Raw genomic sequence first — 20,059 nt, forward strand, 5'->3', positions numbered from 1 at the left:
ATGCCCCATCGCGGACATGTCGTGGTGGTGAGCCGTAGCCGAGGTGTCGACTTGCGCCGACGCGGGTTGTGTCAGGGCCAAGCCAGCGGCTAGGACGTACGCCATCCGCCAAAGTAAATGATCCAGCATGTCTGCCTCCAATGTATTGCTTTGAGTCACGCGTTCCCGGGAAAGTGGAGAGTGCTGCGGAATTTCTAAGTGCGGAGAACCGCGGACCCCATCCACCAACCGTGACGGCGACCAGCCACCGACGCAAGGCATTTCTCGCCTAGCCTCGGGGGCACCGGAAACCGCTGGCCACGGCTTCCCCCAAGAGCAAAACGGGCCGGGAAAATTGCCCGGCCCGCTTCGGTTCCATCATGGATCTCGCTACATCAACAAGCTCCCCGTGCGGAGCAGATACGCTAGCTTTGTCCGCTGGTCCGGGTTCAGCAGGGCGTGGAGTCGATCCACGGACTCGACCACCTTCCGCTGTACGTGCTCGGCGCTCTTCGTTCGCAGCGCCGCGGCCTCGTCCGCCTTCGCGCGATCGAATACCTCGCCCTCGGCGGCTTCGGCAAGCAAGCTCACGGCGCGACGGTCATCCACCTCCGCCTGCGCCCGCTCGATCTTCAGCTGATCCAGGATCGCGGCGAGCTGTTTCATTTGCGGCTCGTCGAGCTGAAGCTTCCACGCCAGGAAACGGAGTGGACGGCGGACGCCGAGGCCCGGCGAATGCCCGAAGCCTGGGAAGTGGTGGTGCTCGAAGTGGGTGAACGGGTGGCTCGCGCCCCAGTTACGGGGACCGCAGTGGGCGCGCGCCATAAACACGGCGGGACGGCACATAGGTTGTTCCTCCTCGCGCCGGGGTTGGATAACGCCCGGCGGGTCGTCAAGACGCGGGCACCATACCTCGCGTCCCAATAAATATAGCATACTAATGTCGATTCCGGGCCCCTCCAGGGAGGTACCCATTACCGCCGGCCGTCGCGCTCCAGTGTCGTGAAGGTTCTCGAAACCCAGCGCCTGATCGTCCGGCGCTTCTCTCTCGAAGACGCCGCGTTCGCCCTCGAGCTGGTGAACGATTCGGCGTGGCTCCAGTACATCGGCGATCGCAAGGTGAGAACGCTCGCGGACGCCCGTGCCTACCTTCGCAAGGGCGCGCTCGACATGTACGATCGCGTCGGTTTTGGCATGTTCGTGGTGACGCTGAAGAGCTCCGGGGAGCCGATCGGGACCTGCGGCCTCATCAAGCGGGACTCGCTGGACGATGTCGATATCGGATTCGCGTTCCTGCCGGGATTTCGAGGCCAGGGATTTGCTCTCGAGTCCGCCGCCGCGGTCCTCGACTACGGCCGCCGCTCCCTCGGCCTCACGCGGATCGTCGCGATCGTCTCCCCCGCCAACCGCCGCTCCATTGCGATTCTCGAGAAGATCGGCCTCAAGTACGAGCGGATGATGAAGCTCCCCGGAGAGGACGAGGAGATTTCTCTGTACGGCTACGAGACTGCGGATGCCGGGAGCTGATCGATCATCTTCTGCACGTGGGCCAGCTCGTCCCGATTGATGGTGTGCCCTAGCGCCGGATAGATGCGGAGCTCCACCTCCCCGCCGATTCGCGTGAGCTCCGCGCCCGACTCCTCGACCCGCTCGCGCGGGATGTGCGGATCGGTGTCGCTGCAGCCGAGAAAGACCGGCGTCCGGTCCAGAGAGCCCGTGAAATTCCACCGCCGGCCGGGCGGTCCGATGAGGCCCGCCGAGAGGCCCGCGACTCCACCCCAGCGCCGGGCAAACCGGCCAGCGAACTCCACGACCAGGCAACCGCCCTGAGAGAATCCAAGCAGGATCTGCCGCTCGGCAGGGATGCCCCGAAGGCCCAGCTCATCCACGATCGCTCCAAGAAGCGCGATGGCCGACGAAAGATGGGGCTCGTTCTGCTCGAGCGGAGCGAGGAAAGTATACGGATACCAGGTGGACCCCGCGGCTTGGGCAGCGACGAAGGCGAATCCTGCCGCGCTCCATTCCTCCCGCAGCATCAGGATGTCCTCGGCTGATGCCCCTCGACCGTGCACCAGGACCATCGCCGCCCGAGCTTCCTTGAGGGGCGTGCCCGCCGTCCGGATGATCGCATCACCGTGGGGAGGAGGAACCTCACTACTCAGAGTGAGGCGGTCCCTGCGCTCGTTCATCGCGCGAAGGGTAGCTCAGAAATCCACCGGCGGGGGTGAGAGTCTCGAACCGTTGGGTCGCCTACGCGATACCGGTCGCCGATGCCTTCAGAACATCGCGCAGCTTCTCCAACAGCGCGTCAGCGTTGAATGGCTTCTGGATGAACGCGACGCGCGGGCCGAGGAGCGAGCCCAAAGCTTCCACGTTCTTTCCAACATACCCCGACATCAGCAGCATGGGCAGATTGGGCCGGATCTTTGCCACTCGACGGGCCAGCTCTCGCCCGTTCAGGTTCGGCATGACGACGTCCGTGACGACGGCGTCAATCACCGAACCGTCATTCTCGAGCATGGTCAAGGCCATTTCTCCGTTGTTCGCCTCAACCACGGTGTAGCCGTGGAGTCTTAATATCTCGCTCACCAAGCCGCGCAGCGAAGCATCATCGTCGACGACGAGAATCGCCTCCGTACCCCGGGCCGGCTGTGCGTGCGAAGCCGTGGACTTCGAGACTTCCTGACCGGCCGAGACCCTGGGGAAGTGGATCCGGAACGTTGTTCCTTGGCCCAGTTCGCTTTGAACCGCGATGTGACCTTCGCTTTGCTTCACGATCCCGTGCACGGTCGAGAGCCCAAGGCCGGTGCCTCTCCCGAGCTCCTTCGTTGTGAAAAAAGGCTCGAAGATCCGCGATGACGTCTTGGCGTCCATTCCGGAGCCGGTATCGGAAACCGTCAGAAGGACGTACGAGCCGGACGGAATCTCGGATCGGTCTCTGATCTCGACGTTCTCGGTCTCTATGGTGATCCGCCCCCCATCGGGCATCGCGTCACGAGCGTTGACGATTAGGTTCAATAGCACCTGCTCCACTTGGCCGGCGTCCGCCCGGAGCTGCCCCAACCCCTCGGCTGGCCGGAACCGAAGGTCGATGTCGGCGCCCAGAAGCCGGCTGAGCATCTTCTCCACGCCCTCGATGACCTCGTTCAGGTCGAGGACCCGAGGCTCCAGAACTTGCTGGCGGCTGAAGGCGAGTAATTGCCGGGTCAGATTGGCGGCCCGCTCGCCGGCTTTCACGACCTCCGCGAGATCACGCAGCACCGGATGTCCCGCCTGCAGTCGTGCTTGTGCGAGTTGGCAGTAGCCCGAGATCACGGTCAGCAGGTTGTTGAAATCGTGCGCCACACCGGCCGCCAGGAGGCCCATGGCCTCCATTTTTTGAGCCTGCTGAAACTGTCGCTCGAGCTGCTTGAGCTCGGTCACGTCCCGCATCGTGATCACGGCGCCAAGCTTCTCCCCGCCGTCATCGATGATCGGCTGACCGCTGACCACCATCACGTGCGCGGCGCCCTCCCGGTGGCGGATCGTGATCTCCGCATGGCGCAGATGCTCGCCCTGCAGGGCGCGATGAAGCGGGATCTCCTCGGTGGTGAGGGGAGTCTCTCCGTCGGCCTGGTAGAGCTTGTATTGGCTCGCCCACTGCTCCGGGGGTATCGACTGCTCCTCCAGGCCGTGCAGCTCCCGGGTCGCGCGGTTGAAGAGCGTGAGCGTCCCATCCTGGTCGCAGGCCACGACGCCGGCATCAAGACTGTCAAGCAGGGCTCGGAGGAATTTGCGCTCGCGTTCGAGAGTCACCTCAGTCTGGTGCCGGGTCTTCCGCTCGTTGGCTTCCTCCACGGCGCGCCGCACCGCCGGCGCCAGACGAGTGAGACGACTCTTCAACACATAGTCGGTTGCCCCGCCGCGCAGGCTCTCGATCGCGGCTTCCTCGCCCATCGTTCCCGAGACGAGGATGAACGGCGTGTTGGGCTGAACGCGGGAGGCGATCGCCAGCGCCGAGAGCCCGTCGAAGCCGGGTAGTCCGTAATCGGAGAGGATGAGATCGATATCTGCCCGCTCCAGCGCGCGGACGAACTCATCCTTGGTGGAAACGCTCGCGACCTCGCAGTGGACGCCCTGCTGCTTCAGGGTCGCGCGGACGATCAATTTGTCGTTCGGATCGTCCTCGAGGTGGACGATTTGTAGCGGTCGTTCCACGGCGTCACTCATGCCGCCGCCTCGTTCAGAGCAACGGCCGAGGCACGAGGAAAGGCCACATAGAACGTCGCGCCGCAGTCCACCGCTCCTTCCGCCCAGGTCCGTCCGCCATGCCGGTGGATGACACGCCGGACCGTCGCGAGGCCGATGCCGGTTCCTTCAAACTCCTCGTCGCTGTGGAGCCGCTGGAATACGCCGAACAGCTTGTGCGCGTAGGCCATGTCGAAACCGACTCCATTGTCCCGGACGTAGAGGACCAGTTCGTCCTCGGACTCGCGGTTCCCCACCTCGATCCGGGCACTTGCGGCGTGGCCCGTGTACTTGACCGCATTCGCGAGCAGATTGGTGAACACGACCCGTAGCATCCGTTCGTCGCCGTGAATCGTCGGCAGTCCGTTGATCTGCCATTCGATCCCTCTTCCGTTCGTCTCCGCAGCGAGAGTCTCCCGCACCTCGGTCACCAGCCGGCCGAGATCAACGATCGTGTTCTGCATTTGGGTTCGGCTCATCCGCGAAAACGAGAGCAAGTCGTCGATCAGCTGCCCCATCTCCTTCGCGGAGCTGCCAATGGCATCCAGGTAGCGCCGCGCGGTCTCATCGAGATTCGCGCGGGCGTGGCGCGCCAGGAGATCGGCGAATCCATTGATGTGGCGGAGGGGCGCTCGAAGGTCGTGGGATACGGAATAGCTGAAGGCTTCGAGCTCCTTGTTCGCGGCTTCCAGGTCCTCCGTGCGCCGGCGGATTCCTTCGTTCAGTCGCCCCATCTCCCGATCGGCTTCCTTGCGGGCGGTGATGTCCTCTGAAATCCCGAGCAGGTAGTGCGCCACTCCCTGCGAATCGAGAATCGGGACCTTCTTGGTGTGAAGGATCCTCGTTCCGCCCGACGCCGTCTGTACCGGTTCCTCGGGAATGTCCAGCAGCTCCTGGCTCGAGAGGACCGACCGGTCCTTCGCGGTGAAGAAATCGGCTTGCTCCCTGGGGAAGAGGTCGTAATCGTTTCTTCCGATGAGCTTCTCCCGCGCGATGCCGAGCAGCTCCTCGCCGGCCCGGTTCATCCGCACGAATCTCAGCTCCTCGGCGTCCTTCACGAAGACCATGGTCGGCAGGTTCTCAAAGATCGAGTCGAGGAACAGCCGCATGCGCTCGACCTCGAGCTCCGCACGCCGCTTGCCGCTGAGATCGACGATGAACGCGACCACCTCGCCGTCCGAGCCGGGGACGCTCGCGGCCCCGACGAGCGCGGGCACGCGGGTGCCGTCCGGGCGCATGTACTCCTTCTCGAAGGGCGTCGCGATATCGCGCTCGGCGAGCTCGCGAATCGCCGTTTCGGTCCTGCTGAGCCACTCCGGCGGAGTGACCAGTTCGGTGCGGAACGGTAGATCTTCCGGGCGGCGCCCAATCATGGCGAGGAACGCAGCGTTGGCCTCGGTGATCAAGCCGTCCCGGTTCGCGGTGAGCACTCCGACGAGGTTCGAGTGGAGGAAGAGAGTCTGACGCTCGAGGCTTCTCTTGAGCGCCTCGTCGGACCGGGCCCGCTCGCGGTCCGCCTCATCCAGACGTCGCCCGGTCACAGCCACAAGCCAGACCAGAATGCCGACGATGACCAACATCAGAAGCCCGGTCCCAATTTCCAATCCGAACAAGCCTGCCCGCTGGCCCAGTATCCGGAGCCAGCCGAGGAGCAGGGGCAGGAGGATGGCGCTAGGAAGCACACGTCTCGCCAGGACGCCGCCCGGTGAGTTGCTCAACACGAGCCCGCAGAGCCCCCGGTCGGGTCGGGACACGAGCATCGCCGTTCCGAGCAGAAGAAACGCCACCGAGCTGTTGAACGCCATGAGGCCGTGGAGCGGAGAGGCGGCGTAGATGTAGCCGATGAGCGCCATCAGCGAGACCGCCAAACCGGCGAGGGCTAAGGGCCCGCCCGGGCTCCAGCGGCGGCCCGGGCGGAAGTCGAGCAGGAGGAGGCCCGCGCCGTTGCAGACGCACGCGAACGACGAGAAGAAACCCATTCGGGAGGGGACCGGCGAAGCAAGGACTTGTGAACGAAGGATTACTTGGTCCAGATGCAGCTCGATTCCGAAGATGATCGAGAGGAGCCGAACCGCCCCGATTCCCACGAGGAGGGCGGCGCATCCCTGAGCCGATCTCTTCGTGAGTCGTCCCGGGTGCGACCGCCGCAGGAACCAAAGTGACACGGCCGCGAGGAGTATGCAGACGGCCGTCAACGGGTTCATCGCCGGGTTCCCGGGCAGAACATCGGTCAGGGCGAGGGTCCCGGTCTGCCAACCGACCAGGGCCAAGGCGGCGATGGCAAAGGCGCTCACGCAGGCGGCGCCGCTCATCGTCTCTAGGAGCGAATTCAAACGGGGTCCGGGACGCGTCATCCTCAATCTCCTGGGGGGGTTCGCTCAAAAGTATCGACCAGGCCGAGACCTGACTTGAGCCTGCCGTGGTGCGGGTGGGGAGGGGGTTGGCGGCTGTCGGATGGCGGCCGGAGGGCCGGCTGGGCGCCTACACCCGGCCCATGAGCCTCAAGTATTCCCTATCCCATGCGGCAGGAATGCTTTCCCGGGGCGAGTAGGGGCCGGGGGTGTAGCGGCGGGAGCCGACGCCTAGCTGGCTGCGCTCCACGATGTCCCAATCCTGGCGGTTCGTGAGGTCCCAGAACTCGATCGCGTCTTGAATGTTGTTCTTGGGATCGGCAACGGTGTCGGGATGGAACAGCCACTCCGATTCCACGCGCGTCCGGTTCGACGCGACCGGGTGGACGAGGTAGTAATTGACGTAGTCGGGGTGGAGGCTGAGCAGCAGATTCGGCATCAGCGTGTAGTAGTAGGCGCGCCGTCGATCCGACTCCGGAATGTCGCCGCTCACGATCCGGCCGCACGCGCGGCCGCTCATCGTCGCGCTCACGTTCGGCGGCTTGATCTCCATGTACCCGCCGAGAAACGGCCCCTCGGTGAGGTCGTTCGCGCCGCTCTGGTACGGTAGCACCGTGGCGAGCTTCGGATGGATGGTCGGACAGTGGAGGCACTCGGAGTAGTTCTGGAACACGAGCTTCCAGTTCGCCCCGACGTCGTAGACGGCACGATGTCCCACCTGAAGCCTTTCCAGACCGAAACGATCGAGGCGGCCCCGCATCGGTGCCCAGACCTTCTCGAACGGCTCGGGGTCGCGCGCGATGTTCACGAAGAGGAATCCCCCCCATTCCGCGAGAGCAGCCGCGTGGAGCGGGTATTCGCCCCTATCGAATCCTTCCACCTCCTGCATTCCCGGGGCGCCGACGAGGGCACCGTCGAGGGCATACGTCCAGGCGTGGTAGGGACACTGGATCGCCGCGTTGAAATGGCCCGAGTCCTCGCGGCAGATCCGCGTGCCGCGGTGCCTGCAGACATTGAAGAACGCGCGCGGAGTCCCCTTCCCGTCGCGCAAAACGACGATCGACTCCCCGGCGATCTCGCGCACGAAGTAATCGCCGGGCTTCTCGAGGCGGGAGGCGCGGCCGACGCAATTCCAGGTCTTCGCGAAGAGGCGCTCCATCTCGTCGGCGAGGATCGCCGGCGCGGTGTAGAGCACTCCCGGGAGCGTCTTCGAGCCCTCTCGATACGTCGTGGCCGTCGGACGAAATTCGGTCATGAAGCCCCGTTCCCCTTGCGTCGGTCGGCGAGAAGCCGCCGCGCCGCGAGCCACCCGGGTCCGCCCAGGACGCCGGGCCCCGGGTGGGTCCCCGCTCCACCGAGATAAAGTCGCGCGATCGGCGTGGCGTGCTGGCCCCAGCCGGCGACCGGTCTCATAAAGAGTATCTGGTCGAGGCCCAGCTCACCATGAGTAGCCGCGCCTTCCCGGAGGCCGAATTGCCGCTCGAGATCGAGCGGGGACCATGCCGTCCGGTGGAGCACGGAAGACGCGAAGCCGGGCGCCACCGCCTCGATCGCGGCGGTGATCGAATCGGCGAGGGCATCGCGGCGCGACGCATCCCAGGACGCGGCGCCCGCCAAGCGATAGGGCGCGTACTGGACGCGGGCCGCGAGGACGTGCTTGCCCTGAGGAGCGAGATCGGGCCAGAGGAGCGTGGGCACGGTCACCTCGACATGAGGCTTCTCCGAGACGGCGCCGTACTTGGCCGCGTCGGCCGCGCGCTCGAGCGATTCCACGTGCGGCGTCAGGGTGACGATGCCTGCGAGCGCCTCCGCGGCGAGACCGGGAACGCGCGGCAGGGCCCCCAGCGCATAGAGCACGACGGCGGTGCAGCCGCGGAATCGGATATTCCGAACCGCGTGGATGAACTCCGGATCGAGCCAGACCGGGTCAACCCAATCGAGAAACGTGCGCGCGGGATCGGCGGTCGAGAGCACGTACCTCGAGTCGATCACCTCCCCACCCTCGAGCACCACCCCGGCGACCGCGTCGTCCTTCACCTGGACGCGCGCGACCGGGGCGCCGGTGCGAACGGTAACGCCGGCCCTGCGGGCCGCCTGCTCCGCCGCCTCGGTGAACGCGGCGGGTCCGGCCCGCCACGGCACGCGGCCCCGCACCAAGCCAGCGGGCGCCCCGACCAGGTAGTGGAGCAGGACGAAGCCGGTGCCGCCGGAGCGCGGGCCCTGCTGGAAGTCCTGAATTCCTCCCGCGGCCACCGCGGCCTTGAGCGGCGCGCTCTCGAACCAGTCGTCCAGAAGCTCCCACACCGACATCGGGAGCGTTCGGAGGAACTCGATCATGTCGACGCGCCCCAAAGCCCGGAACTTCCGGCCGACCCCGAGCAGCGGAAGGAGGTCGCCGAGCGCACGCGCGTCGATGTCCGGAGCAGGCGTCTGGTAGAGGACCTCGAGGAACCCTGCCAGCTTCCGGATGCGCGTCGTGAAGGCCGGCCATTTCGCGGCATCCCCTGGCGAGTGAGCGCGGATTGCCTCTGCGGCGCGGGAGACGTCGCGTGAAAGGGTGAGGAACTTCCCGGGCTCCACCGCGACCGACAGCGGCGCGTCCGAGGCCGCGCGCTCGATGGCGCTCAGCCGGAGGGCTTTGGCGACCGTCGGAGGCAGCCAGCCGGGATCCGACCCAAGCGGAGCGGCCCGAAACCCAGGCGCGAACTCCACGACGGCGCCCTGGCCGCCGGCCGCCTCTCCCCCCTCGAGCAAGAGGACGCGGAGCCCGGCATCGCCCAGCGTCGCGGCGGCGGTGAGCCCGTTCGCTCCCGCGCCGATCACGATGGCGTCGTATCTCTGCGCCGTCATTGCCGGCTCCTCAAGATCTCGAGGGCCGCGAGCCTTCCCGATGCGCCCATGATCCCCCCGCCGGGGTGGGTTCCCGCCCCGCATTGCCAGTAGCCGTGGATCGGGGTGCGGTACTTCGCCCACTCCGGGACCGGCCGGAGGAAGAAGAGCTGCTGGAGCGCCAGCTCGCCCTGGAAGATGTTCCCCTCGGAGAGGCCCGTGATGCGCTCGATGTCGGCGGGCGTCAGCACCTGGCGGTGGAGGATCAATGATTTGATGTTCGGGGCGTAGCGCTCCAGGGTGTTGACCACCGCGTCCCCGAACGCCTCGCGCTTCGCGTCGGTCCATCCGCCGTTCAGGGCGTAGGGCGCGTACTGGACGAAGATGCTCATGACGTGCTTCCCCGGCGGCGCCATGCCGGGATCGATCATCGACGGGATCACGATGTCCATGTACGGATTCCGCGAGAATTCCCCGTACTTGGCGTCGTCGTAAGCGCGCTCCAGGTATTCAATGCTGGGACTGATGGAGACCGCGCCGCGAAGGTGCGGACCCTTCCCAGGAAGGCAAGTGAAGTCGGGGAGGCCGGACAGGGCGAGGTTCACCTTCCCCGAGGAGCCGCGGAACTTGTAGCGGCGCACTCCTTCGAGGAGCTCAGCCGGAAGCGACCCCGGCTCGACGAGGCGCGTGAACGTGAGGCGGGGATCGAGCCCCGATACGACGAGGTCCGCGGCGATCTCTTCCCCGCTCGCGAGCGCGACGCCTGTCGCGCGCCCGTTCCGGACGATCACGCGCTCGACGGCCGCGTCGGTGCGGATTTCGGCGCCGGCCGCGCGCGCCGCGCCGGCGATCGCGTTGCTGATCCCTCCCGTGCCCCCCTTCTGGAAGCCCCATGCGCGGAACGCTCCGTCGATCTCGCCCATGTAGTGATGAAGCAGCACGTAGGCCGAACCGGGCGAGCGCGGCCCCAGGAATGTCCCGATGATGCCGCTGGCCGATTTCGTCGCCTTGAGCGGCCCGAACTCGAACCACTCGTCGAGATAGTCCGCGCTGCTCATCGTCATGAGCTTGTGGAGCGCGTGGAAGCGCTCGGCCCCGAGCGAGCGGAAATGCCCGCCCAGCTTGAGGAGCCCGCGCAGATCCGACGGCGCGAGCGACGCCGGGTCCGGCGGGACCATGCCGATGATCGGCTTCACCGCCATGGCCATGTGGTGCATGAGCCGTCCGAAGACCGACGCGGCATCCGCGTCGCGCGGGGAGTGGCGCTCGAGCTCTCGCCGCGTCTCGTCCGGGTCCGACCACGACCCAAGATAGTCCCCATTGTCCATCGGGGTGATCGTGCTCTCGAGCGGCAGGATCTGGAGCCCGTGCCGCGGAAGGTCGAGGTCCCGGATGATCTCGGGGCGCAGGAGGCTGACCACGTACGAAAAGACCGAGAACTTGAATCCGGGGAAAACCTCCTCGGTCACGGCGGCGCCGCCGATGAGCGGCCGCCTCTCGAGCACGAGGGTCTTCTTGCCCGCGCGCGCGAGATAGGCGGCCGCGACCAATCCGTTGTGCCCGCCCCCGATGAGGACGGCGTCGTATCGCGGGGCGCTCATGCCTTCTTGCGCTCGGGATCGTAGAATGGGAGCTTGCGCACGACGGCGTTGGCCGTCTTCCTCTGGTGCTCGACCGTGATCTCGAGCTGGACGCCGGTGCCGGCCTCGAAGTGGGGCGACTTCAGGTGTGCCAGGGCCAGCGATTTCTTGAGGAGCGGCGACCACGACCCGCTCGTCGCGTAGCCCACCTGAACGCCGTCCCGGTAGACCGGGGCGCTGGTCCGCCAGGCGATGTTCGAGAGATGAGGCGGGAGGTGATGCGCGCGGAAGAGGCGCTCGAACGAATCCCAATCCAGCTCGAGGCCCACGAACCCCCAGGCCGCGCCCCGGGCGCGCTCGGCCGCGAGCGCCCGCCGGCCGTTGAACGGCCCCTTCGCCGCGCTCACCGCCCAACCGAGGTTGATCTCGTAGGGCGACGACTTCCGCGCCTCGATCAGCGCGTGCTGCGCCGAGAAGTAGTCGACGTCGAGCATGATGAGCCCCGCCTCGATCCGCGCGATGTCGAGCGCCCAGACGCCGGTGGGCGTGATCCCGAAGGGCGTGCCGGCCCGGACGAGGGCGTCCCATAGCTCCTCGGCCCGCGCCGCCTCCGCCCAGATCTCGTACCCCAGATCGCCGGTGTACCCGGTGCGGGAGACGGTCACCGGGACGCCGCCCACCGTGGTCTCGACGACGCGGAAATACTTGAGCTTCGTGAAATCGGCCGGAGAGACCTGCTGGAGGATCGCGCGGGATGACGGACCCTGGAGCGCGAGCGTCCCGACCCGCTCGGACACGTCCTCGATCTGAACGTTCATCCCGACCGCGTTCATGTGGAGCCAGCGAAGCGAGGAATCCGCGCTGGTCAGACGGTAGGTGGAGTCGGCCAGCCGGCTCACGGTCCCATCGTCGATCACCTTCCCCGCCGCGTCGCACCACGGCGTGTAGTAGACCTGCCCCACCGAGCACTTCGCCATGTCGCGGGTGATCATCCGGTCGAGGAGCCGGGCCGAATCCGGGCCGGTCAGCATGTACTTGTGGAGGGGCGAGACGTCGATCAGCGCGGCCGCGTTCCGGATCGCCGCGTACTCTCGGTCCGGATGCGGATCGTAGGCGCTCGCCATCTGATAACCCGCCCAACGACGCCACGTCTGGGCGCGCACCAGGGGCGCCGTGCGCGAATGAAATGGGCTGATTTTCAACATGGGACGGAGATTCTAGGGGGCCACGTAAGTTCTGGCAACGTGGCATCTTGAGCGCCTTGCGCCCGAGGACAGCTGCTTACTCTCTCAAATGATTCCGCACGACCTCGACAACCCGCCGCCCCGAAGGAAGGATTCCCATGGTCGAGAGCAGGCCTGCCTGGATCACGGTTCGGCCATCGACGAGGATCTTGTACTCGCCGTAGTGTCCTCGGATCATGTCGACCTCGATTCCAAGCTCACGGCGGATCTTCGCCGCCACACGGGCGGCGTGGAACCGCGAGATTCAATAGGCGCAGAATCGGATGGATACTCTGACCATGCTCAGTCCCTCACCTTGCGGAAACAATACCACCTGGCCGCCGCGCTCTAGAGAAGCCCGAGCCACCCCGCCCAGATGTCCGACCAAGCGTGCGCGATCATCACGGGCCGGAGGCTCCGGCGCCAGAGCGCGAGCGAGCCATACAGAATGCCGAAGAGAGCGATCTTGGCAGTCGCGGCGACCCCCTGATAACCGTGCGAGACCCCGAAGAGCAGGGCTTGCAGCAAGAGCCCGATCACGTTGCTCCGGGTGAGGGCCGCGAACTGCCTCTGTAGATAGCCGCGAAAGACCAGCTCCTCGCAGAATCCCGCGCTGATCGAGAGCGCGATCCAGAGCGTTATTTCCACAATGCCCTTGGGCAAGAGATTCTCGATCGACTTCGCATGGTCGGGGCTCAGCCATCGATCCCAACTGACCTGGATCCCGACCCACGCGAGCCATGCTCCGAGCGCCAGGGCGCCATCGCGCACGACGTCCAGTGGGCGGCTCCACCGCCCGCCGATCAGATCCCTGAGTCTCGCCGCGTCGCCTCCGAGGGCGCCGCGCCAGACGAAGAGGACGAGTCCCCACTCGAGGACGAGAAGCGACAGATAGAGCGGCACCACGCCGGCGTGTGCGGGAGGTGCCGCGGTCTCCCGTCCCCGACCCTGAAATACCGCGCCGCCGACCGTCAGGAGAAGAAACAGTGCGACCAGCACCGCGGTGTGTCGGTACGGAGCCACCGGTTGTGGATGGGTGTATACGCGTTGGGGAGTTGCAGAGTCGGTCACGATGCCCTCTTAGGTTGGGGACGGCGGGGCTTGGCCCCGGGGAGACGAGCACCCATTCGCCGGATTGCCTCGTCGCACCAGAGCACGTGCGCCTCGAGCGAGAGAAGGCCCTTCCGAAGGGTGAGCTGAAGGTGAAGCTCGGAGGTCGGGAGATCGTCGGGATAGCGCGGATCGGCTTCCGCCCATCGGCGATCGAGCATGCGCAGGGCGTCCAGCTTCGTGGCGAAATGGTCCCGCATGCGTCCGAAGAATCGGATCGTCTGCCGCAAGTCCTTCAGCTCGTCCATGAAGTAGACCTGGGCCAGATACGCGAATCGCTCGTCGCCGAATTGGGGCTCGCCGCGAAGCCATTCGCGCAGCGCCCGCCGGCCGGCTGGGGTAGTCACGTAGACGCGGCGACCGGAGCCGCGCTTGGAGGCGGCGGCACGGCTCCGCACCCACCCGCGCTTCTCGAGCCGCTTCAGGGTCGGGTAGATCTGGCTCAGCTCGGCCGCCCAGAAGTAGCCGATCCCCTCGTCGAAGAACTTCTTCAGGTCGTAGCCGGAGGCGGGCCGGCGCAGGAGACCCAGGAGGATGAATTCGAGGCTCATGGCGTGAATATATAACTAATTATACAATTGTCAACATAAAAGACGGCCGCGGCCTTGCGCTGGCTCGTTGCCACCCGCCGGGCCGGTCCGGTCGCCCCAGCCTCCTAAGCTCCACGCAGCGGGGGCTTTAAGACTCTCCGCCTCCTCAAGATGGACCGGCAACCCGCCGATAATCCCCGGATAGCCGTCCGCTCTCCGGAGGAGTCGCCGTGAAACTCGTCGCGTGCCCGAAGTGCCACGCCCATTACGACGTCGCCGACATCACCGACGAGGCGGTCCGCTGCCCTTGCGGCGCGATCATCCCGGCCAAGCCGCCGGCCGCCGTCGACGCGGCGGTGAAGCGGTGCGCGGCGTGCGGCGCCCTCGTGGCCGACGGCGAGCAGGTCTGCTCCTACTGTCAGGCAGCGGTCGCCCGGGACCCGGCGCCGGCGGGCCCCGTCTGCCCCGAGTGCTACGCCCGCAATCCGGAGGGGGCGCGCCACTGCACGGCGTGCGGCGTTGCGTTTCTGCCGCAGCCGATCCGCCGGACCGCCGATCCCCTCGAGTGCCCGACGTGCGCGGGCGTCCATCTCGCCGCGCGAAGCCTCGGCGGGCTGTGGGTGGACGAATGCCCGATGTGCCTCGGCCTCTGGGCGCCGGGCGACGTGATGGACCGCCTGGTCGAGCGCGTTCGCGAGCGACGGCGCCGCGACGGCAAGCCTGCCGCCGAGCACGCACACCGGGAGCGGCGCGCGGCGTGGCAGGCCGAGGTCTCCTACCGGCGCTGCCCCGTCTGCCGGGGAGGCATGCAGCGGAAGAACTTCGGGCATCGGTCCGGCGTCGTCGTCGACTGGTGCGGGAGCCACGGCACCTGGCTCGACGCGCACGAGATGGAGGACATCGCCGCGTTCGTCCTCGAGGGCGGCCTCGAGACCGCGCCCGCGCAGGGGAAAGAAGGAACCTGGAATCTACCGGCCGACCCGGCGCGCACCGCGGCGATTCTCGCCGCCGAGCAGCTCCTCGCCGATGAGAGGGCGCGATCCAACGAGCGAACCCAGCAGTGGACATTCGGCCCCGGGCATCCCTTCAAGGGGATCGGAGATTTGATCGCGGAGTTTCTGAAGCGATGATCGGCGCGCGCCAACGCGCTCGCCAGGACGTTTGATCGAGGAGGAACCGATGGGATTCGTGAACAAGCTCCGCGGCGAGTTGGTCGACATCATCGAATGGGTCGACGACAACCGGAACACGCTCGTCTGGCGCTTTCCGCGCTACCAGAACGAGATCAAGAACGGAGCGCGCCTCGTGGTGCGGCCGGGTCAGTCCGCCATCTTCGTCGATGGCGGACGCATTGCAGACGTGTTTCAGCCCGGCACCCATGAGCTCGCGACGAAAAACCTCCCGCTCCTGACCACGCTCCGCGGGTGGGGGTTCGGATTCAACAGCCCCTTCAAGGCCGAGGTCTACTTCGTCGCCACGCGCCAGGTGACCGAGCTCAAGTGGGGCACCCCGCACCCCGTGCTCCTCCGCGACCCCGAGTTCGGACCGCTCCGGGTGCGCGCATTCGGTACGTACACGCTTCGCGCCTCCAAGCCGGAGGCATTGCTCAAGGAGCTGGTCGGTACCGACGGCTCCTTCGAGGCGGACGAGATCGAGGTTCTCCTCCGATCGATCGTCGCTTCGGAGTTCTCGAAGATCGTATCCACGACGGAGGTCTCGGTGGTCGACCTCGCTTCCAACTATGGCCGGCTCTCCGAGCAGCTCCGGACGGCGGTCGTGTCGAAGATCGACAACGAATACGGCCTCGACCTCCCACAGCTCATCATCGTGAACATCTCGGTTCCGGAGCAGGTGGAGCAAGCGCTGGACGCCCGCTCGAGCATGGGCGTGATCGGAGACATGAATCGCTACCAGCAGTATCAGCTCGGCTCGTCGATCCCGACCGCGGCGGCGAATCCGGCCGGCGGGCTGGCCGGGGCGGGGGTCGGACTTGGGATGGGCATGGCGATCGCCGGGCTCGGCACCGCAGGCGCGCCGTCGAGAGCGCCTCTCCCGCTGATCCCCCCGACTCCGGAGGCTGATCTCTGGCACGTGGCGTCGGGCGGGCGGACGTTCGGCCCGTACACGCTGGCTCAGCTCGGACAGGCGGTGTCGGCGGGACAGCTCAGCGGGGAGAGCATGGTGTGGACCGCCGGGATGGACGCCTGGACGCCGATGGGACGCGTGCCGCGGCTCGCGATCCTGTTCGCGCCGCCGCCGCCGCCCTCGGCGGGTTGATCGCGCGGCCGCCGCCACCCGAGACGGCTTGATCGCGCGGCAGCATCACCACCCACCCGCGGGCTAAGCGCTCTTCCGGGTTTTATCGAAGGCTTTGCCGAGGAGCCGGGCCGCGACCCGGCCCACGGGCCCCGACTTCTCCAGCTGATCGAGCGTCAGCGTGATCTCTGCCTGCCGAGCCTCCCGCCTCGTGCGGTCCTCGAGCGGGACGCCCGCCGCTTTGGAGAGCCACGCACCGAGCAGGCGCGGCACGCTGGGATCCCGAAGGACCGACGTAATGCGCCGGCGGTTCTTCGACGACACGCGCGTCCATTGCTCCGGTCTCGACTCGGCGGCGCCCTCCCCCAGGGCCTCCAGGGCGATCCACTCGTCGCTGTCGCTGTCTCTCGACACGACCAGCTCGAGGCGACGCCCCTCGAAGACGTCCTTGATCGTGGATCCAAACCGGCGGCGGAGCGTCAACGATCCCCTTCCGATCCTCCATTCCATGCGACCCCGGGCGAGCCAGACGGTGAGCCACGAGACCCCGACCGTGCCGGCCACGGCGATGATCGCCACGGGGAGCACTTCAACCCGGTGCAGCGACTCCATGACCAGGCCGTACGCCAAGGCACCGGCCGCCAGCGCGGCCAGGGCAACGACCCGGACCCGCAGCCTCTTCGTCGCGGCATCGACCGTAACCGCGCGCTCGCCTTCCGGCGTGATGACCTCGGCCCAACCCTTCGGCAGCGCCACCGGGTCGGTGCGGGGCGCGTCCTCTCGAATCCCCAGCTCCGATCTCAAGGCGGCCGCCGATTCTTCCCTCTCCTCGTTGGTCCCGAGGCGGGTGATCTCGATCCGTCCCTGCGGCGTCTCGGCGACAACGGGGCCGCTCGGGGAGTCGATGACGATGCGCCGGAGCAAGTCCCGGGGAATCTCGCGCCTGCTCCGGAACGGGCCCCGGCAGCGAACAATCGTGAGCCCGCCGGCATTCACGATGAGCCGATCCTCGCCCCACAAGAGCCGCAGCACCTCTCCGATCGCCATGATCCCGCCGAGGGTCCAAAGCGAGAGCCAGAGCAGCAGGAAGCCCCCGGCTGCCAAGGCGGGGCCAAGCTGGAGCGGCGAACGCCCCTCCTCGAACGGCGCCCCGTTCATCAGGGCCAGAATGCCCTTGGCCAGGAATGTGAGCGCGACGCCCTCGCCGATCGCCCACCCGCAGAGCCAGAAAAGCAGGAACGCGGCGGAAACGTACCGCATGGGCCCGCACGACTTGAGCCGCACCTGCCAGCCTTCCGTGACGCGCTCGCCGATCATGACCGTGAATATCGGCAGATTGAGCGGCGTTACTTGAGACGAAGATCGGGGGAGGCCCCACCGCGGTCCGCCAGAACCGCGAGGGCTGACTCCATCAGGCGCGATCCACCCTGCAGCTGTAGCAGCCGGCACGGGCGTTGTGGAGGTGCAGGTAGTCGACCCGCTCATCGGAGAACAGCCGGGACACGACTCCCTCGAGCGACCGGCCCTCGGTGACATCGGAGGCAACCATGATCCCCTCCCGGTCGTAGCCGCGAACGGAGAGCAGGCGGGCCCGGACCGATTCTGGGACTTCATTCACGCCCAAGCGCGCCTCCCGCGCGGCCTCGCGAGCGAATACAGGACCGGAGGAGCGGTATGGGCCCGGCCCGGTGTGATGCGCGTAGGGCAGAAGGATCACCCGCTCGCCCACCTCGGCATCCACGAGGCTCACCCGGCATGGATACCCGGGCTTGGAGTCGGCGACAATCCGGCGCATCCCCCGCGTGGCCAGCTCGGCATCGCTCAGCTCGAAGAGTGCCGCGAATGCATCTAAGGGAAGAGGGGAAATTCGAAACGGTACGGTGGCGATCATCGGATCCTCCTCTGGAGAGAGATTCAACACCCTCAGAGGATCGGGCCGGCCGCGGACCTCGACTATCCGATGCTTGCGGGGAATTTGAGATTTGCTCGATAACGCACGAAGATCAGACTTTAACTGACTGTGTGTAATAGCGTTAGGAGCGACTCCACAAGTAGACCGGGCGGGCCGATAGAGAGGGAGGCATGCACGAGATTCCAGAACATATCCCGATCGTGGTGCAGGACGCCTACGATGACATCGCCCGGCGCCTTGCCGGGCGGATCGCCGAGGTCATCCGCGATCGGCGCAGCCAGGGACAGAAAGCGGTCCTCGGCTTGGCCACCGGCTCGACGCCGGTCGGAATCTATCGGGAGCTGATCCGGCTCCACCGTGAAGAGGGTCTCGATTTCTCGAACGTCGTGACCTTCAACCTCGACGAGTACTACCCCATGTCTCCCGACAGCCTGCACAGCTACCACCGGTTCATGCGGGAGAACCTCTTCGATCACGTCAACATGCCGCCGGAGAACATCCACATTCCCCGCGGCGACATTCCCCGCGACCAGGTCGAGGCGCATTGCCACGATTACGAGCGCGCGATCGCGGACGCCGGCGGCATCGACTTCCAGATTCTCGGCATCGGACAGACGGGCCACATCGGATTCAACGAGCCGGGATCGGACTCCACTTCCCGCACCCGGCTCGTCGTCCTCGACACGATGACGCGCCGCGTGGCCGCGGCGGACTTCTTCGGGACCGAGAACGTGCCGGTCGAGGCCATCACGATGGGCGTCGGGACGATCTTGGAGTCGAGGGAGATCGCGCTCGTCGCGACGGGCGAGCACAAGGCGGCGATCGTGAAGCGCGCCGTCGAGGGCGACGTCGACCGCTCCGTGGCGGCCACCTATCTCCAGCAGCACCCCAACGCGACGGTCTACCTTGACGCCGCCGCCGCGGCCGACCTGACGCGGAGGAAGACGCCCTGGCTATTGGGCGAGATCGCCTGGACCCGCCCGCTCGAAATCCAAGCCGTCGTCTGGCTCAGCCTGACGACCGGAAAGTCCGTGCTCAAGCTGGACGACGTCGACTATCGAGAGCACCACCTGACGGGACTTCTCTCCCGCTACGGCTCCTCCGGAGAGCTCAACGGAATCGTGTTCAACGCCTTGAGCGCCAAGATCCGTGGCCGGAGCCGCCTCCCGCAGGGCCAGCGCATCATCGTCTTCTCCCCGCATCCGGACGACGACGTGATCTCGGCGGGCGGGGTCTTGCGGAAGCTTCACGAGAATCAGAACGATATCCTCGTCGCGTACCAGACGTCGGGCAACATCGCCGTCTTCGACCACGAGGTCCGCCGCTACCTCGAATTCCTGCGCCGGACGGCCCATGATTTCGACTACGGGAACGAGCACTTGGCCCCGCTGATCCGGGAGGTCGAGGACTTCCTGGAGCACAAGCAGCCCGGCCAGGTCGACAGCGACGCGGTCCTGATGCTGAAGCAGCGGATTCGGGAAGTGGAGGCGATCTCCGCGATCGAGGTGCTGCGCCTTCGGCCGGATCAGGCGCACTTCCTCAACCTGCCCTTCTACCAGACCGGAAAGGCGCGGAAGGATCCGATCGGGGAGGAGGACGTCGAGATCATTCTGGGGGTTCTGGAGCAGCACACGCCGCGCATCATTCTCGTCGCGGGCGACCTATCGGATCCGCACGGGACGCACCGGATGTGCAACGAGGCGGTCGAGCGGGCGCTCGAGCGCTACGCCGGCGAGAGGCCGGAGATCTGGTATTACCGGGGCGCGTGGCAGGAGTGGACCATCGACGAGGCCGACGTCCTGGTCCCACTATCCGAGGAAGAGCTGCGCCTCAAGATCAGCGCGATCTTCAAGCACCAGAGTCAGAAGGACCGCGCGCCCTTCCCCGGCGTGGACGAGCGCGAGTTCTGGCAGCGCGTCGAGGAGCGGAACCGGGCCACGGCGCACCTGGTCGATCAGCTCGGACTGCCCGAGTACTTCGCGATGGAAGCGCTGGTGGTGCGCCGGGGATCGATGCGGTTGGAGCGCGTCCCCTCGTTGATTCCGGGGTAACGCGCTCGCCG

17 protein-coding genes are annotated in these 20,059 nt (G+C 66.7%); 4 read left to right on the forward strand and 13 right to left on the reverse strand.

All coding sequences use genetic code 11. The annotated features are described in order from the left end of the window. Positions 1-369 precede the first annotated feature (369 nt). Positions 370-825: a hypothetical protein gene (locus tag E6K79_06155; protein ID TMQ64924.1), complete on the reverse strand. Its 456-nt coding sequence runs from the start codon at positions 823-825 to the stop codon at positions 370-372. Between the two features lie 156 nt (positions 826-981). Here E6K79_06155 and E6K79_06160 point away from each other — a divergent pair, with 156 nt between their 5' ends. Then, on the forward strand, positions 982-1,506 hold the full coding sequence (locus tag E6K79_06160) for a GNAT family N-acetyltransferase (protein TMQ64925.1): 525 nt from the start codon (positions 982-984) through the stop codon (positions 1,504-1,506). Here E6K79_06160 and E6K79_06165 read toward each other — a convergent pair. From E6K79_06165 to E6K79_06210, 10 genes are all read right to left on the reverse strand, one after another. After that, positions 1,479-2,168: a phospholipase gene (locus E6K79_06165; protein TMQ64926.1), complete on the reverse strand. Its 690-nt coding sequence runs from the start codon at positions 2,166-2,168 to the stop codon at positions 1,479-1,481. The two genes, E6K79_06160 and E6K79_06165, sit on opposite strands and share 28 nt — an antisense overlap. A gap of 61 nt (positions 2,169-2,229) precedes the next feature. Then, on the reverse strand, positions 2,230-4,188 hold the full coding sequence (locus E6K79_06170; protein TMQ64927.1) for a response regulator: 1,959 nt from the start codon (positions 4,186-4,188) through the stop codon (positions 2,230-2,232). Then, on the reverse strand, positions 4,185-6,560 hold the full coding sequence (locus E6K79_06175) for a PAS domain S-box protein (GenBank protein TMQ64928.1): 2,376 nt from the start codon (positions 6,558-6,560) through the stop codon (positions 4,185-4,187). Before E6K79_06175 ends, E6K79_06170 begins: the two co-directional genes overlap by 4 nt. 127 nt (positions 6,561-6,687) lie before the next feature. Continuing rightward, positions 6,688-7,812, reverse strand: a complete 1,125-nt coding sequence (locus tag E6K79_06180; protein ID TMQ64929.1) for an aromatic ring-hydroxylating dioxygenase subunit alpha — start codon at positions 7,810-7,812, stop codon at positions 6,688-6,690. Further along, positions 7,809-9,491 (reverse strand): NAD(P)/FAD-dependent oxidoreductase, encoded by a 1,683-nt coding sequence (locus E6K79_06185; GenBank protein TMQ64930.1) that lies wholly within the window; start codon positions 9,489-9,491, stop codon positions 7,809-7,811. Before E6K79_06185 ends, E6K79_06180 begins: the two co-directional genes overlap by 4 nt. Beyond that, complete coding sequence (locus E6K79_06190) at positions 9,404-10,987, reverse strand: NAD(P)/FAD-dependent oxidoreductase (protein TMQ64931.1); 1,584 nt, start codon at positions 10,985-10,987, stop codon at positions 9,404-9,406. The genes E6K79_06185 and E6K79_06190 overlap by 88 nt, the downstream gene beginning before the upstream one ends. Continuing rightward, on the reverse strand, positions 10,984-12,171 hold the full coding sequence (locus E6K79_06195) for an aminomethyl transferase family protein (GenBank protein ID TMQ64932.1): 1,188 nt from the start codon (positions 12,169-12,171) through the stop codon (positions 10,984-10,986). The genes E6K79_06190 and E6K79_06195 overlap by 4 nt, the downstream gene beginning before the upstream one ends. Positions 12,172-12,247: 76 nt before the next feature. Continuing rightward, positions 12,248-12,430 (reverse strand): hypothetical protein, encoded by a 183-nt coding sequence (locus tag E6K79_06200; GenBank protein ID TMQ64933.1) that lies wholly within the window; start codon positions 12,428-12,430, stop codon positions 12,248-12,250. Between the two features lie 107 nt (positions 12,431-12,537). After that, positions 12,538-13,263 (reverse strand): CPBP family intramembrane metalloprotease, encoded by a 726-nt coding sequence (locus E6K79_06205; GenBank protein ID TMQ64934.1) that lies wholly within the window; start codon positions 13,261-13,263, stop codon positions 12,538-12,540. Then, positions 13,257-13,850, reverse strand: coding sequence for a PadR family transcriptional regulator (locus tag E6K79_06210; GenBank protein TMQ64935.1), 594 nt, complete (start codon positions 13,848-13,850; stop codon positions 13,257-13,259). Before E6K79_06210 ends, E6K79_06205 begins: the two co-directional genes overlap by 7 nt. Positions 13,851-14,059: 209 nt before the next feature. Here E6K79_06210 and E6K79_06215 point away from each other — a divergent pair, with 209 nt between their 5' ends. Continuing rightward, positions 14,060-14,959, forward strand: coding sequence for a zinc ribbon domain-containing protein (locus tag E6K79_06215; GenBank protein TMQ64936.1), 900 nt, complete (start codon positions 14,060-14,062; stop codon positions 14,957-14,959). Positions 14,960-15,008: 49 nt separating this feature from the next. Beyond that, a complete protein-coding gene (locus E6K79_06220; GenBank protein TMQ64937.1) occupies positions 15,009-16,106 on the forward strand; it encodes an SPFH domain-containing protein in 1,098 nt (365 codons plus the stop codon). A 63-nt stretch (positions 16,107-16,169) separates the two neighbouring features. Here the strand turns inward: E6K79_06220 and E6K79_06225 are convergent, their stop codons facing one another. Both E6K79_06225 and E6K79_06230 read right to left on the reverse strand, forming a co-directional pair. After that, the gene (locus E6K79_06225; protein TMQ64938.1) at positions 16,170-17,402 is read right to left on the reverse strand and encodes a hypothetical protein; all 1,233 of its coding nucleotides are present in this window, start codon (positions 17,400-17,402) and stop codon (positions 16,170-16,172) included. A gap of 94 nt (positions 17,403-17,496) precedes the next feature. Further along, on the reverse strand, positions 17,497-17,976 hold the full coding sequence (locus E6K79_06230) for a DUF1203 domain-containing protein (GenBank protein TMQ64939.1): 480 nt from the start codon (positions 17,974-17,976) through the stop codon (positions 17,497-17,499). 191 nt (positions 17,977-18,167) lie between these two features. Between E6K79_06230 and nagB the strand changes: the two genes are divergently transcribed. Beyond that, positions 18,168-20,048 (forward strand): glucosamine-6-phosphate deaminase, encoded by a 1,881-nt coding sequence (gene nagB, locus E6K79_06235; GenBank protein TMQ64940.1) that lies wholly within the window; start codon positions 18,168-18,170, stop codon positions 20,046-20,048. Positions 20,049-20,059 lie beyond the last annotated feature (11 nt).

Source organism: Candidatus Eisenbacteria bacterium (assembly GCA_005893305.1).
GTDB lineage: Bacteria > Eisenbacteria > RBG-16-71-46 > SZUA-252 > SZUA-252 > WS-9.